Origin of the sequence: Paracoccus sp. S-4012, from assembly GCF_009674885.1 — a bacterium.
Lineage (GTDB): Bacteria > Pseudomonadota > Alphaproteobacteria > Rhodobacterales > Rhodobacteraceae > Paracoccus.
On record NZ_WKKA01000007.1, the window covers coordinates 148,560 to 171,092 of the forward strand.

Genomic DNA, 22,533 nt, shown 5'->3' on the forward strand with positions numbered 1-22,533 from the left:
CTCAGCGCTCCCTCAGCCGGATGCGGGCGTTGTAGATGTTCATCCCGCCCGAGATGATGAGGCTGAGGACAAGGTAGATCAGCATCATCAGCACCATCGCCTCGAGCTCGCGCCCGGTCTGGTTCAGCGTGGTCCCGCCCAGCGTGGCGCGCAGGTCCATGTAGCCGGTGGCGATGGCGAGGCTGCTGTTCTTGGTCAGGTTCAGCCATTGCGAGATCAACGGCGGCACGATCACGCGCAGCGCCTGCGGCAGCACCACGAGGCTCATGGTCCGGCCGGGCCGCAGGCCGAGCGCATAGGCGGCCTCGGTCTGGCCCTTGCTGACGGCGAGGATGCCCGCGCGCACGATCTCGGCAATGAAGGCGCCGGTATAGAGGGTCAGCGCCAGCCACAACGCCACGAGGGCGTTGTGCACGTTGCTGCCGCCGGCGAAGTTGAACCCGGCCAGCACCGGCCGCTCGACCGTGATGCCGAACCAGAACCACAGCACCACGGCGGGCACCACATAGAGCCCGAGGCTGATCGGCCAGGTGGTCGGGCGGGCGCCGGTCTCCTCCTGCCGCGCCTTGGCCCAGCGGCGGATCGCGCGATGGGCGATCACCGCCGCCACGAAGGCGAGGACGAAGGCCACCGCCGCCCAGCTGATCAACACGCCCCAGCCGAGCGACAGGCTGCCGGGGTCACTCGTCGCGTGCAGCGAGGGGATGGCCGTGTAGCGGTTCGTCAGCGCGATGCTGTCGAAAAGGACCATGGAGGCCGCCGGGTCCTCGCCCCGGAAGGCGTTCGGCGGCGGCAGGGCCTCGGTGAAGATCGCGTAGATCACGAGGATCCACAGCAGCAGCGGGATGTTGCGGAAGATCTCCACATAGATTGTCAGCAGCCGCGCGACGATCCAGTTGTTCGAGAGCCTCAGCACCCCGGCCACGACGCCCAGGACGGTGGCCGCGATGCAGCCGAGGATCGACACCAGCAGCGTGTTCAGCAGCCCCACCACCGTCGCCCGCAGATGGGTGCTGTCGGCGGTGTAGGGGATCAGCCGCTGCGGAATGTCGTAGCCGGCGCGCTGCCCGAGGAAGCGGAAGCTGAAGTCCTTGCCGAGCGCGGCCAGGTTTTCGAGCGTGTTGTTGATGAGCCATGCGGCCGCGGTCATCACGACCAGGAACACGACGATCTGGATCGTCCAGCCGCGATAGCGGCGGTCGTAGATCAGCATGCTCAGCCGGAACGGCGGGTCCGCCGGGGCCGCAGTGTCTGCCATGCGCGTCTCCCTGTGCCCGGCGGCGGCCTCTATGCGGGCCGGTTCTCGCCGGAAGCCTGGGCCGCGCGGCATCGTCGCCGCGCGGCCTGGGTCTTGTCAGCCGTCACCCGCCCTCAGCGGAACGGCGGGGCGTACATCAGCCCGCCCTGGGTCCACTGCGCGTTCAGGCCGCGGTTCAGCTTGATCGGGGTCGCCTCGCCGATCGTGGCGTTGAAGATCTCGCCGTAGTTGCCCGAGGCGGCGATGGCGCGCTTGGCCCAGTCCGCGTCGAGGCCGATCATGGCGCCAAGGTCGTCGGTCTTGCCGAGCAGACGCTGCACCTCGGGGTTTTGCGAGTTCGCTGCCTGCTCCTCGAGATTGGCGGAGGTGATGCCGTAATCCTCTGCCGCGACGAGCGCGAAGAAGGTCCAGCGGACGATGTCGCCCCACTCGTTGTCGCCGTGGCGCACCGCGATCGCCAGCGGCTCCTTGGAGATGATCTCTGGCAGGATGATGTGGTCGTCGGGGTTGGCGAAGGCCGCGCGGGTGGCGGCGAGGCCCGAGGCGTCGGTCGTGTAGGCGTCGCAGGCACCGGCGAGATACTGCTGCTCGCCCTCGGCGTTGCTGTCGATGTTGACCGGCTGATAGGTGATGTTGTTGGCGCGGAACCAGTCCGCGAGGTTCAGCTCGGTCGTGGTCCCGGTCTGGATGCAGACCGTCGCGCCGTCGAGCTCGGTCGCCGAGGTCACGCCGAGCGCGCGCGGCACCATGAAGCCCTGGCCGTCGTAATAGTTGGTGGCCACGAAATCGAGCTTGAGGTCGGTGTCGCGCTGGAACGACCAGGTCGAGTTCCGCGCCAGCACGTCGACCTCGCCCGAGGAGAGCGCCGTGAAACGCGTCTGGCCGGTGGTCGGCACATACTTGACCTTGGTCGCATCGCCCAGGACCGCCGCCGCCAGCGCCTTGCAGACCGCGACGTCGAAGCCCTGCCAGTTGCCGTTGGCATCCGGCGCGGCGAAGCCGGCCAGGCCGGTGTTGACGCCGCAGTTCAGGACGTCGCGCGCCTTGACCTCGTCGAGGGTGGCGGCCGACGCCATTCCTCCGGCGAGAACGGCCCCGCCAAGCGTGGCGAGGAGAACGGATCTCTTCATGAAAAACCTCTTCCCTGTGGTCGCGGACACCCCTCCCCGGAGGCGCCGCATGTTGCGGGCCCTCGCGACGGCCCGTTGGCAGGGCCGTGAGTTCCACGGCCGCATGCGCGAACAGTTGCCGAAGGATTTCCGTCCGTCAACCGCCGTGGTTGACCTCGTTGCCGAGCAGTTGAAGCAACCGGCCGGCCGAGCGCATGGCGGCGAGACGGCCCGCCGCCGCCGCCTCGGCCTCGTCATCGGTGCCCCATTGCTCGGCCTGGAAGAGTTCGTCGGTGCGCCCGATCGCATGGGCAGCGTCCGGGTCCAACCGCCCCTCCAGCACCGCGAGGCCGAGGATGAGGGAGCCGGGCAGCGTCACCAGATCGTGCAGCGCGGTCAGGCGGAACGGATCGAGCCCGCTTACCCGCTGCGCGAGGGCGGCGAGCGCGGCCGCGTCCTGTGCAACCGGAAGGATCCCCGCCGTGACCCGCAGCCGCGCGCCATAGCGTCCCGCGGCCCAGTCGAGCAGCGGGTCCCAGGCGGCCGCCTGACGTTGCGTCAGGCTCAGCGGCGCCTCGGCCCGGTAGCAGAGCAGGTCGGTGCCGCCATATTCGCAGAGCATCGCCGCCACGGCCTCGCGCTGCGGCGTCACCCGCTCCACCGCCGAGTTGACGGCGCGGGTCAGCGGCATGGTCAGGGGCGCGATGAGGTCGCCCTGCGCCTGCCATTCCTCGGCCACGGCGCGGGCGAGTTCGGGCGTCGGCAACAGCAGGGGCAGTTTGCCGGGCGTCCGCAGAACGCGGTCGTCCAGCGCAACCTCCCAGCCGCCTTCGGCCTGGCGCGGATCGGCCGCGGTCCAGAACCGCCGCGCCTTCCACTCGCCGCTCATGCCGCCCAGTCGCCGACCCAGCGGGTCAGCGCCGGATAATCGGGGGCGATCCAGCCCGCGCCCGCGGCGGTCAGCGATTCGACCGGGTGGTAGCCCCATTGGACGCCCACTGGCAGCACCCCGGCCGAGACCGCCATCTCGATGTCGAAGGTCGTGTCGCCGACCATGATGGCCCGCGCGGGCGGGATGCCCACCGCCGCGCAAGCCGCCTCGAGCATCGCCGGATGCGGCTTCGAGGGGTGGCCGTCGGCACATTGCGTGGTCATGAAGAACCGCGAGAGGCCATGCAGGTCCAGCATCGCGTCGAGCCCGCGGCGGCCCTTGCCGGTTGCGATGCCGAGCACGAGGTCGTCGCAGGCCGCGAGCGTGGTCAGGCAGTCGACCACGCCCGGAAACAGCGGCGCGTCCTCCTGCAGCCGCCGCTCGAGGAAGCTCGCCTTGTAGGCGCCCACGATGCGGTCGACGGTCGCGTGGGGCAGGTCGGGCCGGATCGCGGCGACGGCGATGGGCAGCGTCAGGCCGACGATGGCATGGACCTGCGAAAGCGTCGGCGGCTCCAGCCCGGCCTCGGCGAAGGCGGCGCTCATGGCGGCATGGATGTGGTGCTGGCTGTCGATCAGCGTGCCGTCGACGTCGAACACGACGAGTCTCATGCGTCTTCCTCGAAGGGATCGGCCGGCACGTCGCGCTCGTGCCAGCCGAGATTGGCCCAGGTGCGGGCCATGTGCTGCGGCATGGGCGCGGTGATCGTGACGCGCGCGCCGGTGATCGGGTGGTCGAAGGCGATCGAGCGGGCGTGCAGGTGCAGCTTGCGGCTGATCTCGCCGCCGAGCTGCGCGCCCCAGCCGTCGCCGAGGTTCTCCTGCCCCGAGCCGCCATACTTGCCGTCGCCGATGACCGGATGGCCAAGCTCGGCCATATGCGCGCGCAGCTGGTGCGTGCGGCCGGTCACGGGCACGAGCGCACACCACGAGGCGCGGGTGCCGAGCGCGTCCAGCACCGCGTAGTCGGTCGTGGCGCGCTTCGCGCCCTCCGTCTCAGCGATCTTCGCGGGGTGGACGCAGATCATCCGCTCGCCCTCGCCGCTGCGGCCGTGGCCGGGCGCCTTGACGAGGCCGAAGCGGATCGTGCCCATCTTGGGGCTGGGCACGCCCGCCACGGCGGCCCAGTAGATCTTGCGCGTGCTGCGCGCCGCAAAGGCGGCCGAGAGGGCGCGGGCGATGCGGTCGGTGCGCGCCAGAAGCAGCACGCCCGAGGTGTCCTTGTCGAGCCGGTGGACCAGCTTCGGACGCTCCTTGTAGCCGAACATCAGGGCGGGCGTGAGGCCATCCACATGCCTGTCGCCCTGCCCCGATCCGCCCTGCGACGGCAGTCCCGGCGGCTTGTTCAGCGCGATGATGTGCTGGTCCTTCCACAGCACCGCGGCCTGGATCATGGCGGCATCCGCGTCGGACGCCTCGGCCCGGCGAGGGGCGAGGGCCGGCGCGTCCGGCAGCGGCGGCACGCGGACCTGCTGCCCGGGCAGGACGCGGGTCGCCGGTTTCACCCGGCCGCCGTCCACCCGCAGCTGCCCCGTGCGGCAGAGCTTCTCGATGGCGATCTGATTCAGCTGCGGGTAGCGCCGCCTGAGCCAGCGGTCGAGTCGCTGCTCGCCCTCGTCCTCCGACACGGTAAGAGTCTGGACGCCGCTCATGCGAACACCGCCCGGCCTGCGGAGAGGCCCGCGACCACGGCCAGCAGCGACAGCGCCACGGACCCAGCGACATAGGCGAGCGCGAGGCCGCCCTGCCCCTGCTGCCATAACGTCAGCGCGTCGAGCGAGAAGGCCGAGAAGGTGGTGTAGCCGCCGAGGATGCCGGTCATCAGGAACGGTGCGAGATGGTGCCCGCCGCGATGCGCGAAGAGGGCGGCGAGGAATCCCATGACGAAGCAGCCCAGCACGTTGACGACGAAGGTGCCGACGGGCAGCCCCGGCCCATGCCACGGCAGCCCGCGCGTGGTCGCGAGGCGCAGCACGGCCCCGACCGCGCCGCCGAGGGCGACCTGAAGATAGATGTTCATGCGGCTCATGTCGCGGCGTGCGGGGCGGGAGTCAACCGGGGCCCTTCGCGCGTAGCGCAACGGAGGGCGGCACGCACCGGCCTCACGGGCATGGTGCGTTCGGAGAACGCACCTACGGCGATTGGTAGGTGCGTGGTCCCCACGCACCATCTCCTGCGCCCCCTCACCCCTGCCGCTTCAACCGCTGCTGCACGAACCAGTCCAGCCGCTTCTTCAGATCCCGCTCGAATCCCCGCTCCACCGGCTGATAGAGCACCGGCCGCTTCATCCCCTCGGGGAAATAGTCCTGCCCCGAAAACCCGTCCTCGGCGTCGTGGTCATAGGCATAGCCCTTGCCGTAGCCCTGCTCCTTCATCAGCTTCGTTGGCGCGTTCAGGATATGGGCGGGCGGCATCAGGCTGCCGGTGCGCCGGGCCTCGGCCCGCGCGGCCTTGTAGGCCGCGTAGCCCGCGTTCGATTTCGGCGCGAGCGCGAGATAGATCAGCGCCTGCGCGAGCGCGAGTTCGCCTTCGGGACTCCCCAATCGCTCGTAGGTCTCCCAGGCCTGCAGGCAGATGGCCTGCGCCTGCGGGTCGGCGAGGCCGATGTCCTCGACCGCCATGCGGGTGATGCGGCGCGCCAGATAGCGCGGGTCCTCGCCCCCCTCCAGCATCCGCGCCAGCCAGTAGAGCGCCGCGTCCGGGTCGCTGCCGCGCACCGATTTGTGCAGCGCCGAGATCAGGTTGTAATGCTCGTCCCCCGACTTGTCGTATTTCGCCGCCCGCCGCATCAGCCGCTGGCCGAGCGCTTGCGGATCGAGCGGCGCGTCGAGCTTCCAGGCCGTCACCTGCTCGACCAGGTTCAGGATCGCCCGCCCGTCGCCGTCCGCCATCTCCAGCAGCCGGTCGCGCGCCTCCGGCGTCAGCGGCAGCTTGCGGCCCAGCTCGCGCTCGGCCCGTTGCGCCAGTTGCTCGAGGTCGGCGGGCGAGAGGCGCTCGAGCACGATCACCTGCGCGCGCGACAGCAGCGCGGCGTTCAGCTCGAAGCTGGGGTTCTCGGTCGTGGCGCCGACGAGGAGGATGGTGCCGTCCTCCATATGCGGCAGGAAGCTGTCCTGCTGCGCTTTGTTGAAACGGTGGATCTCGTCAACGAAGAGCAGCGTCCCCTGCCCCTGATCGCGGCGCAGGCGTGCGGCCTCGAACACGCGGCGCAGTTCCGGCACGCCGGAGAAGATCGCGCTGATCTGCACGAAGGCGAGGTCGGTCTCGTCCGCCAGCAGCCGCGCGATGGTGGTCTTGCCGACCCCCGGTGGCCCCCAGAGGATCAGCGAGCCAAGGCTGCCCGCGGCCAGCATCGAGCCGAGCGGGCCTTCGGGCGAGAGCACCTTGCCCTGCCCGATCACCTCGCTGAGCGTGCGCGGCCGCAGCCGGTCCGCGAGCGGCCGGTGCGCGGCCGCGCGCGGTGCGGCGGGTTCGGGGCGGTCGAACAGGTCTTGCATGGCGGGCGGCAGGTTACGCCGCCCGCCCTGCCGCCGGAAGTGGCATCAGTGCAGCTTCTGGGCGAGGTTGATCGACACGCATTGCGACACGCTGTCCTCGAACTCCAGCGGGCGTCCGATGCCCGTGATGTCGAGATTGCAGCGCTTGGCCCAGCGCGGCCAGGTGGCCGAGATGATGCCGATGAGCCGCGTCGCGCCCAGTTCGCGGGCCGAGCGCGTCATCTCGCCGATCAGCATGCCGTGGACCTTGCGGCGAATCGCCATCGGGACCGAGTGGTTGACGAACACGCGCGAGCTTTCCCACACATGCGCCTCCACCGGGGCCTCCTCGTAGAGCAGATCCTGCGGGATCGTGTCCTTCAGGAGGCCGATCTGCGCGTCGCGGATCATGTAGCTGTAGATGCCGCATTTGGCCGTGGTCGGCGTCAGGCGGATGCCCGCCAGGATGTCGCCGCGGTCGTGGATGGCGACCCAGCGGCTCTGCGGCGTGTCGTACTGGTCGAACTCCATGCCCTCGTCCTCCGGCAGCGGCCAGCGGTTCTGGACGATGAAGCTCTGCTTGCGGGCGCGCAGCAGGTTGGCGAACAGCTCGCCGTGCTGGTGGAGGTTCGAGAAAGAAAGGGTGGTCGTCTGCATTGCTTGTGCTCCTGGGCTGAAAATCAGTTTCCCCAAGTGCATACGCCGAAGTTGATGAATGAACCCCTACAGCAGACGGTAGTCCTTGGCTCTCTGCAGCGCCTCGGCAGTAGTGCGCGCATCGAGGCGTTCGCGCGCCGAGATGAGCCTTGCCTTGAAAGCGCTTTCGGAAATCCCAAGTTTGGCAGCCGCCGCTGCGTAGCGGTCCCCTTCGGCGATGCATCTCAGGGCCTCCTGCTGAGCCTTCGTCAGGCTCTCCGGGGGCTTCAGCTGATCGTGAAGCCTGCGGATCGTGTCCGAGATAGTCGTGATCTCGGCGTCTGTGAACTCGCGCGTGTCATGCGCGAAGTTGGCGATCGTCCGTGATGTGATCACACCACAGGAGACCGTCAACCCGTAGGTCAGGCCGTGGTCGGCCGCGTCCTTGAGGATGCCGAAGGGGTCGGGGACGGGAAGTTCGCTCCACCGGCAGGCGCCGGTGGTCGAGAAGCCCCAGGCGATGACGGGATCGCGCAGGGCATAGGCGTGGCGCGCGTAGCGGTCGCTCCACCGGGGCGAGTATGTCTGGAACTGCATCAGAGGTGCGGCGAAGCGGATATGGAATGCGATATAATACCCCGAGGGCGAGAGCTTCTGCAGCTTCGGGAGGGCTGCCTGTATCTGGTGACGCGCTGACATTTCATCGCCTATTGGAGGGGCGAGAGAGCCGAGGTCAACTTATCAGTGCATAGAAAGATGCCCATCGTTCATCCGGTCGCACGGAAAACGCTTGGCCGGACCACTTGCGCGGCCCGGCCATCATCACGAATCAGATAGGAGCGCTCAGGCTTCGGCCAGGGCATCCTCGGCCTGGAGCCGGGCCCGGTCGGCGGCGCCCTTGGCCTCCGGGTCGCGGTCCACGAACTCGATGATCGCCATCGGCGCCATGTCGCCATAGCGGAAACCGGCCTTCAGGATGCGGATGTAGCCGCCCTGACGCTCCTTGTAGCGCGGCCCGAGCTCGTCGAAGAGCTTGGCGACATACGGGTCCTGCTTCAGCTGCGCCGCGGCCTGGCGGCGGGCGTGCAGGTCGCCGCGCTTGGCGAGCGTGATGAGCTTCTCGACGATCGGACGCAGTTCCTTGGCCTTGGGCAGCGTCGTCTTGATCTGCTCATGCTCGATCAGGCTGCCGGCCATGTTCGCGAACAGGGCCTTGCGGTGCTCATGGGTGCGGTTGAGGCGGCGGTAGCCGCGGGCGTGGCGCATGGGTGTCTCCTATAGCGTTTTATGCTTTGTCTGGCGGCGCTGCGTGGACGCCGCTCTCCTTGGGGCGGGATGCCCGGTGGTCGCAGGTGCGTCCAGAGGACGCATCCTGCGTTGGCGCGCGGTTCCCCGCGCGCCGAACTCGTCAGAACTGCTCGTCGAACCGCTTGGCCAGGTCCTCGATGTTCTCCGGCGGCCAGTCGACCACGTCCATGCCGAGATGCAGGCCCATGCCCGAGAGCACTTCCTTGATCTCGTTCAGCGACTTGCGGCCGAAGTTCGGGGTCCGCAGCATCTCGGCCTCGGTCTTCTGAATCAGGTCGCCGATATACACGATGTTGTCGTTCTTCAGGCAGTTGGCCGAGCGGACCGACAGCTCCAGCTCGTCGACCTTCTTCAGCAGGCGCGGATCGAACTCCAGCCCATCCTCGGCGGTCTGGGCGCGGGCGCTCTCCGGCTCCTCGAAGTTGACGAACACCGCCAGCTGGTCCTGCAGGATGCGGGCGGCATAGGCTACCGCGTCCTCGGGGCTGAGGCTGCCATCGGTCTCGACCCGCATGGTCAGGCGGTCATAGTCCAGCACCTGCCCCTCGCGGGTCGGCGTGACCTCGTAGCTGACGCGCTTGACCGGCGAGAAGATGGCGTCGATCGGGATCAGGCCGATCGGCGCGTCCTCGGGCCGGTTCTTGTCGGCCGCGACATAGCCCTTGCCGTTCTGGACGGTCAGTTCCATGTGCAGCTCCGCCCCCTCGTCGAGGTGGCAGATCAGGTGGTCGCGGTTCAGGATGGTGATGCCCGCGGTTTCCTGAATCTGGCCGGCCTTGACCTCGCCCGGACCCTTGGCGCTGAGCGTCAGGCGCTTGGGCGTGTCCACGTCCATCTTCAGCGTCACGCCCTTGAGGTTCAGCACGATGTCGGTAACGTCCTCGCGGACGCCGGCGACCGAGCTGAACTCGTGCAGCACGTTGTCGATCTGGACCGAGGTGATGGCCGCGCCCTGCAGCGACGACATCAGCACCCGGCGCAGCGCGTTGCCGAGGGTCAGGCCGAAGCCCCGCTCCAGCGGCTCGGCGATGACGGTGGCGGTGCGGCTGGCGTCGGCGCCCGGACGAATATCGAGCTGGCCGGGCTTGATGAGCTCGGCCCAGTTCCTGTGGATCATGCGTCCCTCCATTCCTGTTTCCGGCCCATGTCCAGCGACCGGAAACGCCCGAGGAAAAAATGCGTGGACCGGACCGCGCGGGCAGGCGCGATCCGGCAAAGGCGAGAACGGGTCAGACGCGCCGGCGCTTGGGCGGGCGGACGCCGTTATGCGCGATCGGCGTCACGTCGCGGATCGCGGTGATGTTGAAGCCGACCGCGGCCAGCGCCCGGAGCGCCGATTCGCGGCCCGAGCCGGGGCCCTGGACCTCGACCTCGATGGTGCGCATGCCGTGCTCCTGCGCCTTGCGGCCGGCGTCCTCGGCGGCCATCTGCGCGGCGTAGGGGGTCGATTTGCGCGAACCCTTGAAGCCCATGGTGCCGGCCGACGACCACGAGATCGCGTTGCCCTGCACGTCCGAGATCAGGATCTTGGTGTTGTTGAAGCTGCTGTTCACATGCGCCACGCCGGTGGCGATGTTCTTGCGCTCCTTGCGCTTCATGCGCGTCTTGTCGCGTGCCATCTGCCTTGCCCCTTACTTCTTCTTGCCGGCGATCGGCTTGGCCGGGCCCTTGCGGGTGCGGGCATTGGTGTGGGTCCGCTGACCGCGCACCGGCAGGCCGCGGCGATGGCGCAGGCCACGGTAGGAGCCGAGGTCCATCAGCCGCTTGATGTTCATCTGCGTGTCGCGGCGCAGGTCGCCCTCGACCGTCAGGTTCGCGTCGATGAACTCGCGGATCTGCAGCACTTCGGCGTCCGAGAGCTCGTTCACGCGGCGGGTCGGATCGATGCCGACGGCCTGGACGATCTGCTCGGCGTTGTGGGCGCCGATTCCGTGGATATAGGTCAGCGCGATGGGGACGCGCTTGCCCGTGGGGATGTTGACGCCGGCGATACGAGCCACGCTGTCTCTTCCTTTTCGTTGCGGTTCCGTAGTGCCGGAACCTTTTTTCACAACCGATGACCCGAAGACACGCGCCTCCGGGCCATTGACGACGACCCCGTGACGGGGTGATTCTCTTGCGAGATACTGCGACGTATAGGTCGGGGTGGGGAGCGTCAAGCCCGGGCGCCAAGGGTCAGCGGACCACCGCGGCGCGGGCCTCGTCGTCGGCTGGCAGGTTCGCCAGTTCCTCCAGCGTGATCGGCTTCACCGGCGGACGCAAGCGGTAATGGCCGATCTGCTGCGGCGTGCGGCCGCGGGCCCGGGCGATCAGCTCCGTCACGGTGAGGCCGCAGAGGCGGCCCTGGCACGGGCCCATCCCGGCGCGCAGATAGGCCTTGGCCTGGTTCGGCCCCGCCGCCCCGATCTCGACGGCGCGCAGCACGTCGCGGGCGCGCACCTCCTCGCAACGGCAGACGATGGTGTCCCCCGCCGGGATGCGGAAGCGGTCGGGTGGGCGGTAGAGGCGGTCGAGGAAGGCCCGGCCGCGCAGCGCGCGCCGGAGGCCGCGGCGGGCGGCGGCGAGGGCCGCGGCGTCCGTGTCGCGCCCGAGCGCGGTCAGCGCCGCATGGCCCGCGATCCGCCCGGCCAGCGTCGCCGCCCCGGCCCCGCCGATCCCGGCCCCGTCGCCCGCGATGGCGATCCCCGGCACGCTTGTCTGACCGTCCGCGTCCGTCTCCGGCCGCCAGCAGAGCTGCGCCTCGTCCCAACCATGCCGCACCCCCGCGGCCATGGCGAGGTTGACCTCCGGCACCACGCCCTGATGCAGCAGGAGCAGCCCGGCGGCGAACTCCTCGTGCCGTCCGCCAGCCTCATATCGCACGGCCTCGAGACGATCCGCCCCGAGCGCCTCGAGCGCGGTGACTCGCACGACCGGCACGCTCCCCCGCACCTCGCGCATCAGCGCCAGCCCCTTGCGGAAATAGGGCGAGAGCACGAACCCCGGCGCATGGCGCAGCGCCGCCGCCGTCAGCCGCGGCGTGGTCTCGAGGATGCGCTCGATCCGCCCGCCCGCGCGCAGGATCTGCGCCGCGAGCAACCAGAGGAGCGGCCCCTGCCCCGCCAGAACGGTCGGCACATCCGGCACCAGCCCCGAACCCTTCAGCAGCCCCTGTGCCGCCCCCGCGGTCATCACGCCCGGCAGCGTCCAGCCGGGGATCGGAAACGGCCGCTCCATCGCGCCGGTGGCGAGGATCACGCGCCGCGCCTGCAGCACCGCCGAGCCGCCGCCGACCGACACGGCGATCTCCAGATGGCGGTCGAGCGACCAGACCGTGGCGCGGTGGATCACTTCGGCGGGGCTCGCTCGCAGCCGCTCGACCTCGCGCCGCCCGGCCCAGTAATCGGCCCCCAGCAGCGCCTCGTCCCGCAGCGGCGTGCTGTCGATCGCGCGCCAGACCTGCCCTCCGGGACCGGGATTTTCGTCCAGCAGCAGGGTCCGCGCGCCGCCCTCGGCCGCCACGGTCGCCGCGGCGATGCCGGCCGGTCCGGCGCCGACGACGACCACATCGTAGCTCTCATGGGGCGGGCTCACCGCCCCACCTGGCGCGCCCCGCGCTGCACCTCGACCCGCATCCCCTCGCGCACCGCGATCAGGCAGCCCTGCCGGTTGCCGACCCCGTCGATGCTCACCAGGCAGTCGAAGCAGACGCCCATCATGCAAAAGGGCAGCCGCGCCGCGCCCGAGACCGCCGTCCGCCGCCGCACGTCGCGCCCGGAGGCGAGCAGCGCCGCGGCCACCGTGTCGCCCTCGCGGGCCCTGACGGCCGCGCCGTCGATGGTGATGCCGACCTCGGGGCGCGGGTCGGCCATGGCGCGGCGGAACATGCTCAGGCCGCCAGTGTGGCGGGCGCGTCGGCGAAGCGGCGGGCCGAGAAGGGGGCGGCGCGGGCGTCGAGGCGGCCCGCAAGGATCATCGGCGCGAGGACGAAGGCATGCTGCGCGGCGAGGGTCACGCCCGAGTGGCAGCAGGCCACGAAGGCGCCGGGGTGGCTGGTGGACTCGTCGTAGATCGGGAAGCCGTCGCGGGTCATCACCCGGATGCCCGACCAGGTCCGCACCACGTTGAGCCGCGCGAGCGCCGGGAAGATCCGCCGCGCCCGGTCGGCGATCACGGCGCCGACGCGGAGGGTGGTCTCGGCATCCTCCAGCACCTCCTCCTTGCTGTCGCCGATCATGATCGAGCCCTCGTCGGTCTGGCGGATGGTCATCACGAGATGATCGAGGAAGCGCCCGGTGCGCTCGGTCACGATGATCTGCCCGCGCGTCGGCAGCATCGGCGCGTGGAGCCCGACCTGCCGTGCGAGGCGCTCGTTGGCGTTGCCGGCCGCGAGGACCACCCGCGCCGCCCCCATCTCGCCGGCAGGCGTCCGCAGCTCGAAGCCGCCGCCGGGCCGGGCTTCGATCGCCTCCACCGGGGCCTCGGCCCGGTAATCCACGCCCAAGCCGCGCATCCCCTCATGGAAGGCGCGGAAGGTGCGAAGCGAGTTCACATGCCCGTCCATCGGGCAGTAGCTCGCACCCACGACGTCCGGTCCGATCTGCGGCATCAGACGCCGCAATTCGTCGCGGCCCAGCAACTCGATCCCGGCCGCCGCGCCCTGCGCCGCCATGCGCGAGGCCACCGCCGCGCGCGCCTCCATCTCGCGCTCGCTCAGGGCCATGTGGAACCCGCCGGGCCTTTCGTAGCACAGGTCGAGGCCGGTCTGGTACCGCAGCGCCTCCGCAAGCTCGGGCCAGCGCCCGGCGCCCTCAACGGTCCAGTCCGCATAGGCCGGGAACCCCAGCCCTTTCCCCTGCACCCAGACCAGCGCGAAATTGGCGCGCGAGGCGCGCCGCGCGATGTCGCCCTCGTCGAGAACGCAGACCCGCGCGTCCAGCCTTCCCAGCCCCCAGGCGATGGCCGAGCCGAGCAGTCCGCCGCCGATCACCGCCACGTCATAATCGCGCCTCATGCCCGACCGTCCACCGCGGCCAAGGTCGCGTCAAGCCGGTGGTCAGCGGCGCCCCGACCTGCGGCCGTGGAACGTGTCGATCGCGTAGGCGGGCAGGAAGGTGGCGACCTCGAACGGCGCAAACATCATGCGCAGCGGCGTGCCCGGCGGGCCCAGCGCGCAGAACGGGTTGAGCGCCGCCCCTCCGCCGTCAGTCTTGTCGAGGGTGGAGACATCCTGGCGCGACTTCAACATGGTACTGATCCTTACTCGATGACAACAGCCTGCGCCCGGTTCGACGTTTTCTGACGCGTGCCTGAGATCAAACCCGATTTGTCGCGCTTCGGTTCGACAAAAACGTGAGTCAACGTGATCGGTGTGTCTTTTCGCCCCTCGACACCACCGGCGCCATCGTCCCTTCTCCGGCAGGGAAAACGAGGAGGACGACCGTGGACGCCGAGCTTCGCGCCGCCATCATGCGTTCCGTCGACGAGGGTTTCGACGCGCAGATCGCCTACACCCGCCAGCTCGTGGGCTTCGCCTCGCAGCGCGGCGAGGAGTTCGCGATCCAGGATTTCCTCTATGAAGACTACGCCGCGCGCGGCTTGAGGATGGACCGCTTCGACATGGACGAGGCGGCGCTCGCAGCCCATGAGGGCGGCGCCCCGTTCTCGGCCGACCATTCCCGCGCGCCGATCGTCGTCGGCATCCACCATCCGCGCGACGAGAAGGGCCGCTCGCTCATCCTCCAGCATCACGTGGACGTGGTGCCCACGGGTCCGCGCGACATGTGGGAGCATGACCCCTATGGCGGCGAGGTCGTGGGCGACCGCATGTATGGCCGCGGCGCGGGCGATATGAAGGCGGGCGCGGCAGCCAATGTCTTCGCGCTCGAGGCGCTGCGGCGCATCGGCTTGCAGCCGGCGGCGACGGTGTATCTGCAATCCGTGGTCGAGGAGGAATCGACCGGCAACGGCGCCTTGCAAACCTTCCTGCGCGGCTACACCGCCGATGCGGTCCTGATCCCCGAGCCGGAGGAGAACATGCTCGTCCGCGCCAATGTCGGCGTGCTCTGGTTCGAGGTCGAGGTCCGTGGCATCCCCGTCCATGTCCGCGAGATGGGCGAGGGCGCCAACGCCATTGACGCCGCGTATCGCGTCATCGGCGCGCTGCGCGAGGTCGAGGCGCGGTGGAACGCCGAGAAGGTGCAGCATCGCGGATTCGAGGACATGGACCATCCGATCAACATGAACATCGGGCTGATCCGGGGCGGCGACTGGGGCTCCTCGGTTCCGGCCTGGTGCCGGTTCCAGACCCGCGTCTCGATCTATCCGGGGCAGAAGGCGCAGGAGAAGCTGGCCGAGATCGAGCGCCATATCGCAGCCTTCGCCCGCCACGACCCTTTCCTCGCCCAGAACCCGCCGCGGATCACGCTGAACGGCTTCAATTCCGAGGGCTATCATCTCGAGCCCGGCTCCGAGGCCGAAGCCGTGCTGGCGACGGCCCACAAGACCGCCTTCGGCGAGCCGCTGCAGAGCTTCACCACGCCCGGCTACCTCGATGCCCGCGTCTATGCGCTTTACAACCGCATCCCGGCGCTCTGCTACGGGCCGGTGTCGCGCAACATCCACGGCTTCGACGAATGGGTCAGCCTGCAATCCCTGCGCTGGATCACGCAGGCCATGGCGCTCTTCATCGCCGAGTGGTGCGGGACCGAGGCCGTCTGACGCGGGTCAGCCCCGCGCCGCCATCCCGGCCTTCAGCATCGCCGTGATGATCGCGTCCCGCTTCGCCGAGAGCGCCGCCGGGCTCCCGCCCCCCGCCTCCGCCTCGACGCCCGCGACCATCTTGCGGGCGATCTCGTCGTTCAAGAACGGCTGCCCGAGATCGCGCCACCAGGTGTTGAAGCTGTCCTCGTAACGCGCGCAGAACTCGGCCAGGCCGCCCTGCCCGGCGCCGAGGTGAAACAGCATGGTCGGCCCCATGGCCGCCCAGCGCAGGCCCGGCCCGGCCCAGACGGCGGTGTCCACGTCCTCGACCGTCGCCACCCCGGTCTCGACGAGATGGATCGCCTCGCGCCACAGCGCCGCCTGCAGGCGGTTTGCCACATGGCCCGGCACCTCGCGGCCGACGCGGATCGTGACCTTGCCGATGGCGCGGTAGAAGGCCTCCGCCGCCTCCACCACGCCCTCGCCGGTGCGGTCGTTGCCCATCACCTCCACCAGCGGGATCAGGTGCGGCGGGTTGAAAGGGTGCCCGAGGACGAAGCGCGCGGGGTCGGCCCAGCCGCCCTGCATCTCGGTCAGCGTGAGGCCGGAGGCGGAGGAGGCGACGATCGCTCCGGGCTTCAGCCGCGGCTCGATCTCGGCATAGAGGGCGTGCTTGAGGGCGATGCGCTCGGGGACGCTCTCCTGCACGAAATCCGCGCCGCCGACCGCCTCGGCCGCGGTGGCGCAGAACCGGAGCGCGCCCGGTGCGCCGTCGCGGATCAGGCCAAGCTCGGCCAGCGTCGGCCAGGCCTCGTCCACATAGGCCCGCACCGCGGCCTCGGCCCCGTCGGCGGGGTCGAAGACCGCGACATTGCGCCCCGCGGCCAGAAACAGCGCAGCCCAGCTGCTTCCGATCACTCCGGCGCCGAGAACGGCGGTATTCGCAAGGTCGGTCATCAGGTCATCCCGGCTGGAGGGGCAGCGCGGCTGCGGCCGCTGCAAGGCTTCCGGCAGAGAAGCCCGGCGCCCTTGAACCTGCAAGACCATTCGGAAAGGATGGTGCCCGGAGACGGATTTGAACCGCCGACACGCGGATTTTCAATCCGCTGCTCTACCAACTGAGCTATCCGGGCCCCGGTCGGCCCTCTGCGGGCCGGGGTGCGGGCGTGATTAGCGGCGGCGGGCGCGGCTGTCCAGTGCTATTCGTCCTCGCCGCAGGGCGCGTCGGGCGGGGGGCTGTCCTCGGCCGGCTCGCCGGGGATGCGATAGTCGCCGCGCAGCCAGCGGGCGAGGTCCACATCCGCGCAGCGCTTGGAGCAGAAGGGGCGGAACTCCTGCAGCGCGGGCTTGCCGCAGATCGGGCATCTGGCCTGCGTCACGACGCGGCCTCCGCGGCGGCGGCGAGGCGGGCGAGCGGCACGCGCTCGCGCTTGCGGCTGATCTCGTAGAGGCCGAGGGCGGTCCAGCCGGCGAGCGTCGTGGCGCCGCCGTCGCCGCGGAACGCCGCGCGCAGCACCTGATCCAGTGTGCCGCGGTCCCGCTTGGGGATCGGCGCGAAATCGATCACCACCTGCCCGCCGAGGCCCCGCAGCCGCAACTGCCGCGGCAGGTCGCGGGCGAGCGCGATGTTGGCTTTCAGCCCGGCGGCGGGGCTGGTGTCGGGGCCGGTGTTGACGTCGATGGCCACGAGGGCGCGGGTCGGCTCGATGGCGGCGGAGGCTCCGGCGGACAGCGCGACATCGGGGCCGAGGAGCGCGGCCACGGCATCCTCGGCGCCGCTCGCCACGAAGGCGTCGGAGCCTTCCAGCACGTCGTCCGGCGGCGGCTCGGCCCAGTCGCGCCAGGCCGCTTCCCACGGGCCGGGCGCGTCGAGCAGAAGCTCCGCCGGGCCGGACGTGTCAGTCGCAAGGGCGGTGGCGAGGGCCACCAGTTCAGCCGCCTCGGCCGCGATTTCGGCGTCGTCTGCGGCAGCGGCGGCGGTCCTCAGGATCAACCCCAGATCTTCCGGCGCCCCGGTCAGCGCGGCCTCGCCGAGCGCCGTCAGTTCGGCGCGGCGGTCCTCGTCGCGCAGGCTGCGCGAGACATTGACGCCCGGCGCGGCGGGCGTGGCGATCACATGCCGCCCGCGGACGAGCAGCCGGCGCGTGACCGGCAGCGCCTTGCCCGCCTCGGCGACGCCCGCGACCTGCACGACCAGCGGCTGCCCCTCGGACACGCCGCGCACGTCGCGCAGGAAGCCGCGGGCGCCGTCCGGCAGGCGCAGGAACACGCCGCCCTGCCCCTTCACCAGCCGGTCCACCCGCCCGCGCAGGATCGCGCCGGGGGCGAAGGGCGTCAGCGCGCCGGGGTCGAGGATCAGGTCCTCAAGCCGCCCGTCCACCATCAGCGCCGCCGCCTCGCGGCCCCAGAGGCGGCCGAGGACGACCTGCCGCCCCTTCATGCCCGCACCCCGGCGGCGGCGAGCAGCGCGGCCGTCTCGGCCAGCGGCAGGCCGACGACGCCGCTCCACGAGCCCTGCAGCCACGGCGCGAAAGCCGCTGCGCGGCCCTGGATGCCGTAGCCGCCGGCCTTGCCGCGCCACTCGCCGCTGGTAACGTAGGCGTCGATCTCGGCCGGGCGGAGGGGGCGGAAGCGGACCACGGTCTCGACCAGTTTCAACGCGATGCGCCCGCCTGCCGCGACGGCGACCGCGGTGCCGACCCGGTGACGGCGGCCGGAGAGGAGGCGCAGGAAGGCCGCGGCCTCGTCGGGCGATTCGGGCTTGCCGAGGATCCGGCGGCCGGCGGAGACGACCGTGTCGGCGGCCAGCACCACCTCGCCCTCGCGGGCGGCGGCCTCGGCCTTCCCGGCCGCCATGCGCCGCGCATAGGCGCGCACCGGCTCATCCCTGCGGGGCGTCTCGTCGATATCGGCCGGGCGGACCTCATCCGGCACCAGACCCAGCTGCGCCAGCAGCTCCAGCCGCCGCGGACTCGCTGAGGCCAGCACCAGGCGCGGTGCGGTATCAGTCACTTGAAGCGGTAGTTGATGCGCCCCTTGGTGAGGTCGTAGGTGTTCATCTCGACCTGCACCTTGTCGCCGGCAAGAACCCGGATGCGGTTCTTGCGCATCTTGCCTGCCATATGCGCGATGATCTCGTGGCCGTTTTCGAGCTCGACCTTGAACGTCGCGTTGGGCAGGAGTTCCTTCACGACGCCGGGGAATTCGAGCATCTCTTCCTTGGCCATGATCACTCCGCTGAATCCGCCCGCGGGGACGGTGCGGGCTGATGGTAGATGCGCGCGAACGGGTCGGATTTCAAGCGTCACCGGGCCGTTAGCGATTTGGAAAGGGGTGCGGGGCTAGCGTCCGAAAGGAAGCGCGGCGATTCGGGCGATGATGGACAGGGGACGCGACATGGCGGGGGGCGTGCTGCGCGGATTGCTGAAGCCCCGCGCCGCGCCGGTTGCGCCTGCGGGCGGGGTGGCGGTGCCCCCGCCGCCGCCCCCCTCGCTCGAACGGGCGGTGGCGGGCGCGCTCGCCCGCGCGGCCGAACGGACCCATGGTCTCGCGCTCTATGCCGAGCGAATCCGGCTGCAGGGGCTGAGCCTCGCGGAGATCGCCGAAACGCTGCCCGAGGGCGGGCTGCTGGCCGTGGTGGAGGGACCGGGCGAGGCTTTGGGCGTGGTCGCCCTCTGCCCGCTGGCCGTGGCGGCGCTGATCGAGATGCAGGCCATGGGCCGCCTCGCCGCACAGGCCCCGGCGGCGCGGCGTCCGACGCGCACCGACGCGGCCATCGCCGCGGGCTTCGTCAACCAGGCCCTGGCCGAGATCGCCGCCGCGACCGCCGCGCTGCCCTTCGGCGCGGGCCTCGAGGGCTACCGCTATGCCAGTCATCTGGACGATCCCCGCCCGCTGCCGCTGATGCTGGAGGAGGTCGGGTTTCGCGCCATCGACGCCCGGCTGCGTCTCGGGCCGGGCGGGCGGCGCGAGGCGCGGGTGTTCATCGCGCTGCCCGGCCCGGACGCCGTGGGACGCAAGCTGGCCGAACCTGCTGCCGCCCCCGCGCCCGTCAATCCGCCGAAGCGGCCGCGACGGACCCTTGCAGCCGCCGTTGCCGCCGCCCCCGTTCCCCTGACTGCGGTCCTGTGCCGCCGCAGCGTCACCCTGCGCGAGTTGCGCCAGCTCGCCCCCGGCGCGACTCTGACGCTGCCTCGCGCCGCCCTCGGCGAGGTGACGCTCGAGACCGCGACGGGGCAGACCGTCGCCCGCGGGCGGCTGGGCGAGAATGACGGCGCCTATGCGGTCCGCCTGCACGGGCGTGAGGACGCAGGAGGCGCCGGGCCGCAGCCCGCCGAGCCTCCCATCGCCGATCTTGGTCTGCCCGATGCCTTTCGACAGGAGACCATGACGGCGGCCGCTTCGGCCTGGCCTCGGCCGGAGGATTCCGCCGACGACACCCTGCCGGCGGCCGCCCCGTGACGGCTTCAGACCGCCAGCCCGCGGCGTCCCGCGAGGTCGGTGAAGAACTGCCACGCGACCCGCCCGGAGCGCGCGCCGCGCGTCGCCTGCCATTCGATCGCCTCGGCCCGGATCTGCTCCTCGGGCAAATCCAGCCCGGCGGCGGCGCAGTAGCCGCGGATCATCGCCAGGTATTCGTCCTGGCTGCAGGGGTGGAAGCCCAGCCACAGACCGAAGCGGTCCGAGAGCGAGACCTTCTCCTCCACCGCCTCGCCGCCGTGGATCGCGGTCGCGCGCTCGTTGTCGATCATCTCGCGCGGCATCAGGTGGCGGCGGTTCGAGGTCGCATAGAGGACCACGTTCGCCGGCCGCCCGGCGATGCCGCCGTCGAGCACCGCCTTCAGCGACTTGTACTGCGCGTCCTCGGCCACGAAGCTGAGGTCGTCGCAGAAGAGCAGGAAGCGCCGCTCCGGCACCTCGCCCAGCATCTTCAGCAGCCGCGCCACCGACGAGAGGTCGTCGCGCGCGATCTCGACCAGCGTGAGCGGCAGCCCCTCGGCCCGCGCCTCGGCATGCACCGCCTTGACCAGCGACGACTTGCCCATCCCCCGCGCGCCCCAGAGGAGGGCGTTGTTGGCGGCGTGTCCGCGCGCGAACTGCAGCGTGTTCGCGACGAGCGTGTCGCGCGCGCGGTCGATGCCGACGAGGCGCTCGATCTCCACCCGCGCCACCTGCGCCACCGGCTCCAGCCGGTCGGGATCGGGGTGCCAGATGAAGGCGTCCGCGGCGTCGAAGTCGGGCGCGGGCGCGGGCGGCGGCGCCAGGCGCTCGAGCGCGTCGGCCATCCGGCCGAGGGCCGCTTCGGCCGTTGGCGCGGCGGGGCGTGGGTTCATGTCATTCATCCGCGCGGCTCCGCTGCGTCGCTGCCCTCGTCGTCCTCGATCCAGAGGCCCTGTGCCCGCAGCTCCGCCTCGCGGCGTTTCTCGATCCGGCGGACCAGCCAGATCGACACCTCGTAGAGGCTGTAGATAACCGCGAAGAGGACGATCTGCGACACCACGTCGGGCGGCGTCACGACCGCCGCCAGCACCAGGATGCCGACGATGGCGTAGCGGCGAATGCCCGCGAGGCTGTCGGCCGAGATCAGCCCCGCCTTGCCCATCAGCGTCAGCAGCACCGGCAGCTGGAAGGACATGCCGAAGGCCATGATGAAGCGGACCGTCAGCCCCAGATACTCGCTGACCGAGCCCTGGAACACGATCCCGGCGAGGTCCGCGCTCTCGGGCGTGACCGCCAGGTCGGGGTCGTCGGGCAGTTGCAGCGGACCCTGCTGGAAACCGAGGAAGAAGTCATAGGCCATCGGCAGGATGATGTAATAGGCGAAGGCCGCGCCAAGCAGGAACATCACCGGCGAGGCGACCAGGAAGGGCAGGAACGCGTTGCGCTCGGAGCGGTAGAGGCCCGGCGCCACGAAGCGCCACAGCTGGTAGCCGATGATCGGAAAGCTGAGGACGAAGCCGCCCAGGAACGAGATCTGGATGGCGACGAAGAACCCCTCCTGCAGCTTCAGCAGGATCAGGCCGCAGTCCTGGCCGCGTTGCTCGAGGGCCGAGCAGATCGGCCGGGTGAGGAAGTTGAAGATCGGGTTCCAGATGGTGAAGCAGATCACCATGGCCACGACGAAGGCGAGCGCCGACCAGATGAGCCGCGTGCGCAGCTCCTTCAGATGCTCGATCAGCGGCGCGGAGCTTTCGTCGATATCGTCCGGGCGCGGCGGCGGAGTGGCCATGTTCACGGGCTATCCCTGCAGATCGGAGCGGCGCACCGCCTTGAGCTGGCGCTTGCCGGGTGCGGCCTCGCCCGGCTCGGGCGCCACCGCCGCCGAGGGCGCTGCGGCGGCCACCCCGGTCCCGGGCGCGGCAGCAGCGGGAGCCGCAGCCGGCGGCACCGGCGTCTTGCCCGGAGCCGCCGGGTCGGGCTTCATGCCGACGGTCTTGGCGGTGGGCAGCTTCGGATCCCATTTCTCGAACTTGTCCACCGCCCGGTCGAGCGCGTCGAGGCCGAGGGCCTTCTTCGAGGTCAGGTTCCGCATGCCCTTGAGGTCGTCGGTCGCCTCCTTGATGCCGCTCTGGCGGGCCGCGTCCTCCATCGCCGAGTTGAACTCGCGCGCCATCGACCGCGCCTTCGCGGTCATCCGGCCGAGCGTGTGGAACATGCGCGGCAGATCCTCGGGGCCGATCACGATCAGCGCCACGACGCCGATCAGCAGCAACTCGCTCCAGCCGACGTCAAACATGGCGCGCCTTTCAGCCTGTCAGCGGTCCGCGCTCAGACGCGGTCGCGCTCGGCCGCGGGCGTGACGTCGCGGGCGCGGGCCTCGGCGTCGGAGGCGCTGATGACCTTGGTCTCGGTGGTGCGCGTCCCCTCGGCGACCTCGCGGTCGTATTCCGCCGCGCCGTCATTCACGCCGCGCTTGAAGGCGGTGATGCCCTTGCCGACCTCGCCCATCAGCGAACTGACCTTGCCGCGGCCGAAAAGCACCAGCACCACGACCGCGATGAGCAACAGGCCGGGGAGGCCGATGTTGTTGAGCATGAACTCCACTCCCTGAATCGGGGCAGGTGCCCCCGCCCCTTCCGGCCTGACACATCTAGAGCGTTGCGGGTCGAATGCAAAGGCCCGTCGCGGGTTGGTG

28 protein-coding genes and 1 tRNA gene are annotated in these 22,533 nt (G+C 70.6%); 2 read left to right on the forward strand and 27 right to left on the reverse strand.

Annotation, left to right across the window (positions count from 1 at the left end):
• Position 1 precedes the first annotated feature (1 nt).
• From GI374_RS11345 to GI374_RS11425, 17 genes are all read right to left on the reverse strand, one after another.
• Positions 2 to 1,258: an amino acid ABC transporter permease gene (locus tag GI374_RS11345; protein WP_229583116.1), complete on the reverse strand. Its 1,257-nt coding sequence runs from the start codon at positions 1,256 to 1,258 to the stop codon at positions 2 to 4.
• Positions 1,259 to 1,371: 113 nt separating this feature from the next.
• Entirely contained in the window at positions 1,372 to 2,388 is a 1,017-nt protein-coding gene (locus GI374_RS11350; RefSeq protein WP_154337183.1) for an amino acid ABC transporter substrate-binding protein, read from the reverse strand.
• Between the two features lie 136 nt (positions 2,389 to 2,524).
• On the reverse strand, positions 2,525 to 3,256 hold the full coding sequence (locus GI374_RS11355) for an ATP12 family chaperone protein (RefSeq protein ID WP_154337184.1): 732 nt from the start codon (positions 3,254 to 3,256) through the stop codon (positions 2,525 to 2,527).
• Positions 3,253 to 3,909: an HAD-IA family hydrolase gene (locus GI374_RS11360; RefSeq protein WP_154337185.1), complete on the reverse strand. Its 657-nt coding sequence runs from the start codon at positions 3,907 to 3,909 to the stop codon at positions 3,253 to 3,255. Before GI374_RS11360 ends, GI374_RS11355 begins: the two co-directional genes overlap by 4 nt.
• Positions 3,906 to 4,949 carry an RluA family pseudouridine synthase gene (locus tag GI374_RS11365; RefSeq protein ID WP_154337186.1) on the reverse strand — a complete coding sequence of 348 codons (1,044 nt, stop codon included), beginning with the start codon at positions 4,947 to 4,949 and terminating at the stop codon, positions 3,906 to 3,908. The genes GI374_RS11360 and GI374_RS11365 overlap by 4 nt, the downstream gene beginning before the upstream one ends.
• Positions 4,946 to 5,317 (reverse strand): fluoride efflux transporter CrcB, encoded by a 372-nt coding sequence (gene crcB / locus GI374_RS11370; protein WP_154337187.1) that lies wholly within the window; start codon positions 5,315 to 5,317, stop codon positions 4,946 to 4,948. Before crcB ends, GI374_RS11365 begins: the two co-directional genes overlap by 4 nt.
• A 163-nt stretch (positions 5,318 to 5,480) precedes the next feature.
• Complete coding sequence (locus tag GI374_RS11375; protein ID WP_154337188.1) at positions 5,481 to 6,794, reverse strand: replication-associated recombination protein A; 1,314 nt, start codon at positions 6,792 to 6,794, stop codon at positions 5,481 to 5,483.
• A 45-nt stretch (positions 6,795 to 6,839) separates the two neighbouring features.
• A complete protein-coding gene (locus tag GI374_RS11380) occupies positions 6,840 to 7,430 on the reverse strand; it encodes an acyl-homoserine-lactone synthase (RefSeq protein WP_154337189.1) in 591 nt (196 codons plus the stop codon).
• A 66-nt stretch (positions 7,431 to 7,496) separates the two neighbouring features.
• Entirely contained in the window at positions 7,497 to 8,108 is a 612-nt protein-coding gene (locus GI374_RS11385; RefSeq protein WP_154337190.1) for a LuxR family transcriptional regulator, read from the reverse strand.
• Between the two features lie 144 nt (positions 8,109 to 8,252).
• On the reverse strand, positions 8,253 to 8,675 hold the full coding sequence (gene rplQ / locus GI374_RS11390; RefSeq protein WP_154337191.1) for a 50S ribosomal protein L17: 423 nt from the start codon (positions 8,673 to 8,675) through the stop codon (positions 8,253 to 8,255).
• A gap of 142 nt (positions 8,676 to 8,817) precedes the next feature.
• Positions 8,818 to 9,834, reverse strand: a complete 1,017-nt coding sequence (locus tag GI374_RS11395; RefSeq protein ID WP_154337192.1) for a DNA-directed RNA polymerase subunit alpha — start codon at positions 9,832 to 9,834, stop codon at positions 8,818 to 8,820.
• Between the two features lie 112 nt (positions 9,835 to 9,946).
• Positions 9,947 to 10,336 carry a 30S ribosomal protein S11 gene (gene rpsK, locus GI374_RS11400; protein ID WP_154337193.1) on the reverse strand — a complete coding sequence of 130 codons (390 nt, stop codon included), beginning with the start codon at positions 10,334 to 10,336 and terminating at the stop codon, positions 9,947 to 9,949.
• Positions 10,337 to 10,348: 12 nt separating this feature from the next.
• Positions 10,349 to 10,717, reverse strand: a complete 369-nt coding sequence (rpsM, locus tag GI374_RS11405; RefSeq protein WP_370515292.1) for a 30S ribosomal protein S13 — start codon at positions 10,715 to 10,717, stop codon at positions 10,349 to 10,351.
• A 175-nt stretch (positions 10,718 to 10,892) separates the two neighbouring features.
• Positions 10,893 to 12,290, reverse strand: coding sequence for an NAD(P)/FAD-dependent oxidoreductase (locus GI374_RS11410; RefSeq protein WP_370515293.1), 1,398 nt, complete (start codon positions 12,288 to 12,290; stop codon positions 10,893 to 10,895).
• The gene (locus GI374_RS11415) at positions 12,287 to 12,583 is read right to left on the reverse strand and encodes a (2Fe-2S)-binding protein (protein WP_154337194.1); all 297 of its coding nucleotides are present in this window, start codon (positions 12,581 to 12,583) and stop codon (positions 12,287 to 12,289) included. Before GI374_RS11415 ends, GI374_RS11410 begins: the two co-directional genes overlap by 4 nt.
• A gap of 2 nt (positions 12,584 to 12,585) precedes the next feature.
• Positions 12,586 to 13,710 (reverse strand): FAD-binding oxidoreductase, encoded by a 1,125-nt coding sequence (locus GI374_RS11420; protein WP_154337195.1) that lies wholly within the window; start codon positions 13,708 to 13,710, stop codon positions 12,586 to 12,588.
• 42 nt (positions 13,711 to 13,752) lie between these two features.
• A complete protein-coding gene (locus tag GI374_RS11425) occupies positions 13,753 to 13,944 on the reverse strand; it encodes a hypothetical protein (protein WP_154337196.1) in 192 nt (63 codons plus the stop codon).
• A gap of 194 nt (positions 13,945 to 14,138) precedes the next feature.
• Between GI374_RS11425 and GI374_RS11430 the strand changes: the two genes are divergently transcribed.
• Positions 14,139 to 15,416 (forward strand): ArgE/DapE family deacylase, encoded by a 1,278-nt coding sequence (locus tag GI374_RS11430; protein ID WP_370515294.1) that lies wholly within the window; start codon positions 14,139 to 14,141, stop codon positions 15,414 to 15,416.
• Between the two features lie 6 nt (positions 15,417 to 15,422).
• On the opposite strand, the gene GI374_RS11435 is transcribed toward GI374_RS11430, so the two are convergent.
• From GI374_RS11435 to infA, 6 genes are all read right to left on the reverse strand, one after another.
• Complete coding sequence (locus GI374_RS11435; RefSeq protein ID WP_154337197.1) at positions 15,423 to 16,355, reverse strand: 3-hydroxyacyl-CoA dehydrogenase NAD-binding domain-containing protein; 933 nt, start codon at positions 16,353 to 16,355, stop codon at positions 15,423 to 15,425.
• A gap of 100 nt (positions 16,356 to 16,455) precedes the next feature.
• Positions 16,456 to 16,531 (reverse strand) — tRNA-Phe (locus GI374_RS11440).
• Between the two features lie 66 nt (positions 16,532 to 16,597).
• A complete protein-coding gene (locus GI374_RS19225) occupies positions 16,598 to 16,777 on the reverse strand; it encodes a DNA gyrase inhibitor YacG (RefSeq protein ID WP_370515295.1) in 180 nt (59 codons plus the stop codon).
• The gene (locus GI374_RS11450) at positions 16,774 to 17,838 is read right to left on the reverse strand and encodes a ribonuclease E/G (protein WP_154337198.1); all 1,065 of its coding nucleotides are present in this window, start codon (positions 17,836 to 17,838) and stop codon (positions 16,774 to 16,776) included. The genes GI374_RS19225 and GI374_RS11450 overlap by 4 nt, the downstream gene beginning before the upstream one ends.
• Entirely contained in the window at positions 17,835 to 18,410 is a 576-nt protein-coding gene (locus GI374_RS11455; RefSeq protein ID WP_370515296.1) for a nucleoside triphosphate pyrophosphatase, read from the reverse strand. Before GI374_RS11455 ends, GI374_RS11450 begins: the two co-directional genes overlap by 4 nt.
• Positions 18,407 to 18,625, reverse strand: a complete 219-nt coding sequence (infA, locus tag GI374_RS11460; RefSeq protein ID WP_036716789.1) for a translation initiation factor IF-1 — start codon at positions 18,623 to 18,625, stop codon at positions 18,407 to 18,409. Before infA ends, GI374_RS11455 begins: the two co-directional genes overlap by 4 nt.
• Before the next feature lie 151 nt (positions 18,626 to 18,776).
• On the opposite strand from infA, the gene GI374_RS11465 reads away from it, so the two are divergent.
• Positions 18,777 to 19,859, forward strand: a complete 1,083-nt coding sequence (locus tag GI374_RS11465; RefSeq protein WP_154337199.1) for a FliM/FliN family flagellar motor C-terminal domain-containing protein — start codon at positions 18,777 to 18,779, stop codon at positions 19,857 to 19,859.
• A 5-nt stretch (positions 19,860 to 19,864) separates the two neighbouring features.
• Here GI374_RS11465 and GI374_RS11470 read toward each other — a convergent pair whose 3' ends face one another.
• Genes GI374_RS11470 through GI374_RS11485 form a run of 4 tightly spaced genes read right to left on the reverse strand, consistent with a single transcriptional unit; the run spans position 19,865 to position 22,433 of the window.
• On the reverse strand, positions 19,865 to 20,731 hold the full coding sequence (locus GI374_RS11470; RefSeq protein WP_154337200.1) for an ATP-binding protein: 867 nt from the start codon (positions 20,729 to 20,731) through the stop codon (positions 19,865 to 19,867).
• Positions 20,732 to 20,736: 5 nt separating this feature from the next.
• Entirely contained in the window at positions 20,737 to 21,627 is an 891-nt protein-coding gene (tatC, locus tag GI374_RS11475) for a twin-arginine translocase subunit TatC (protein ID WP_154337255.1), read from the reverse strand.
• A gap of 9 nt (positions 21,628 to 21,636) precedes the next feature.
• Positions 21,637 to 22,134, reverse strand: coding sequence for a Sec-independent protein translocase protein TatB (tatB, locus tag GI374_RS11480; protein ID WP_154337201.1), 498 nt, complete (start codon positions 22,132 to 22,134; stop codon positions 21,637 to 21,639).
• 32 nt (positions 22,135 to 22,166) lie between these two features.
• On the reverse strand, positions 22,167 to 22,433 hold the full coding sequence (locus GI374_RS11485; RefSeq protein WP_154337202.1) for a twin-arginine translocase TatA/TatE family subunit: 267 nt from the start codon (positions 22,431 to 22,433) through the stop codon (positions 22,167 to 22,169).
• Between the last annotated feature and the right edge of the window lie 100 nt (positions 22,434 to 22,533).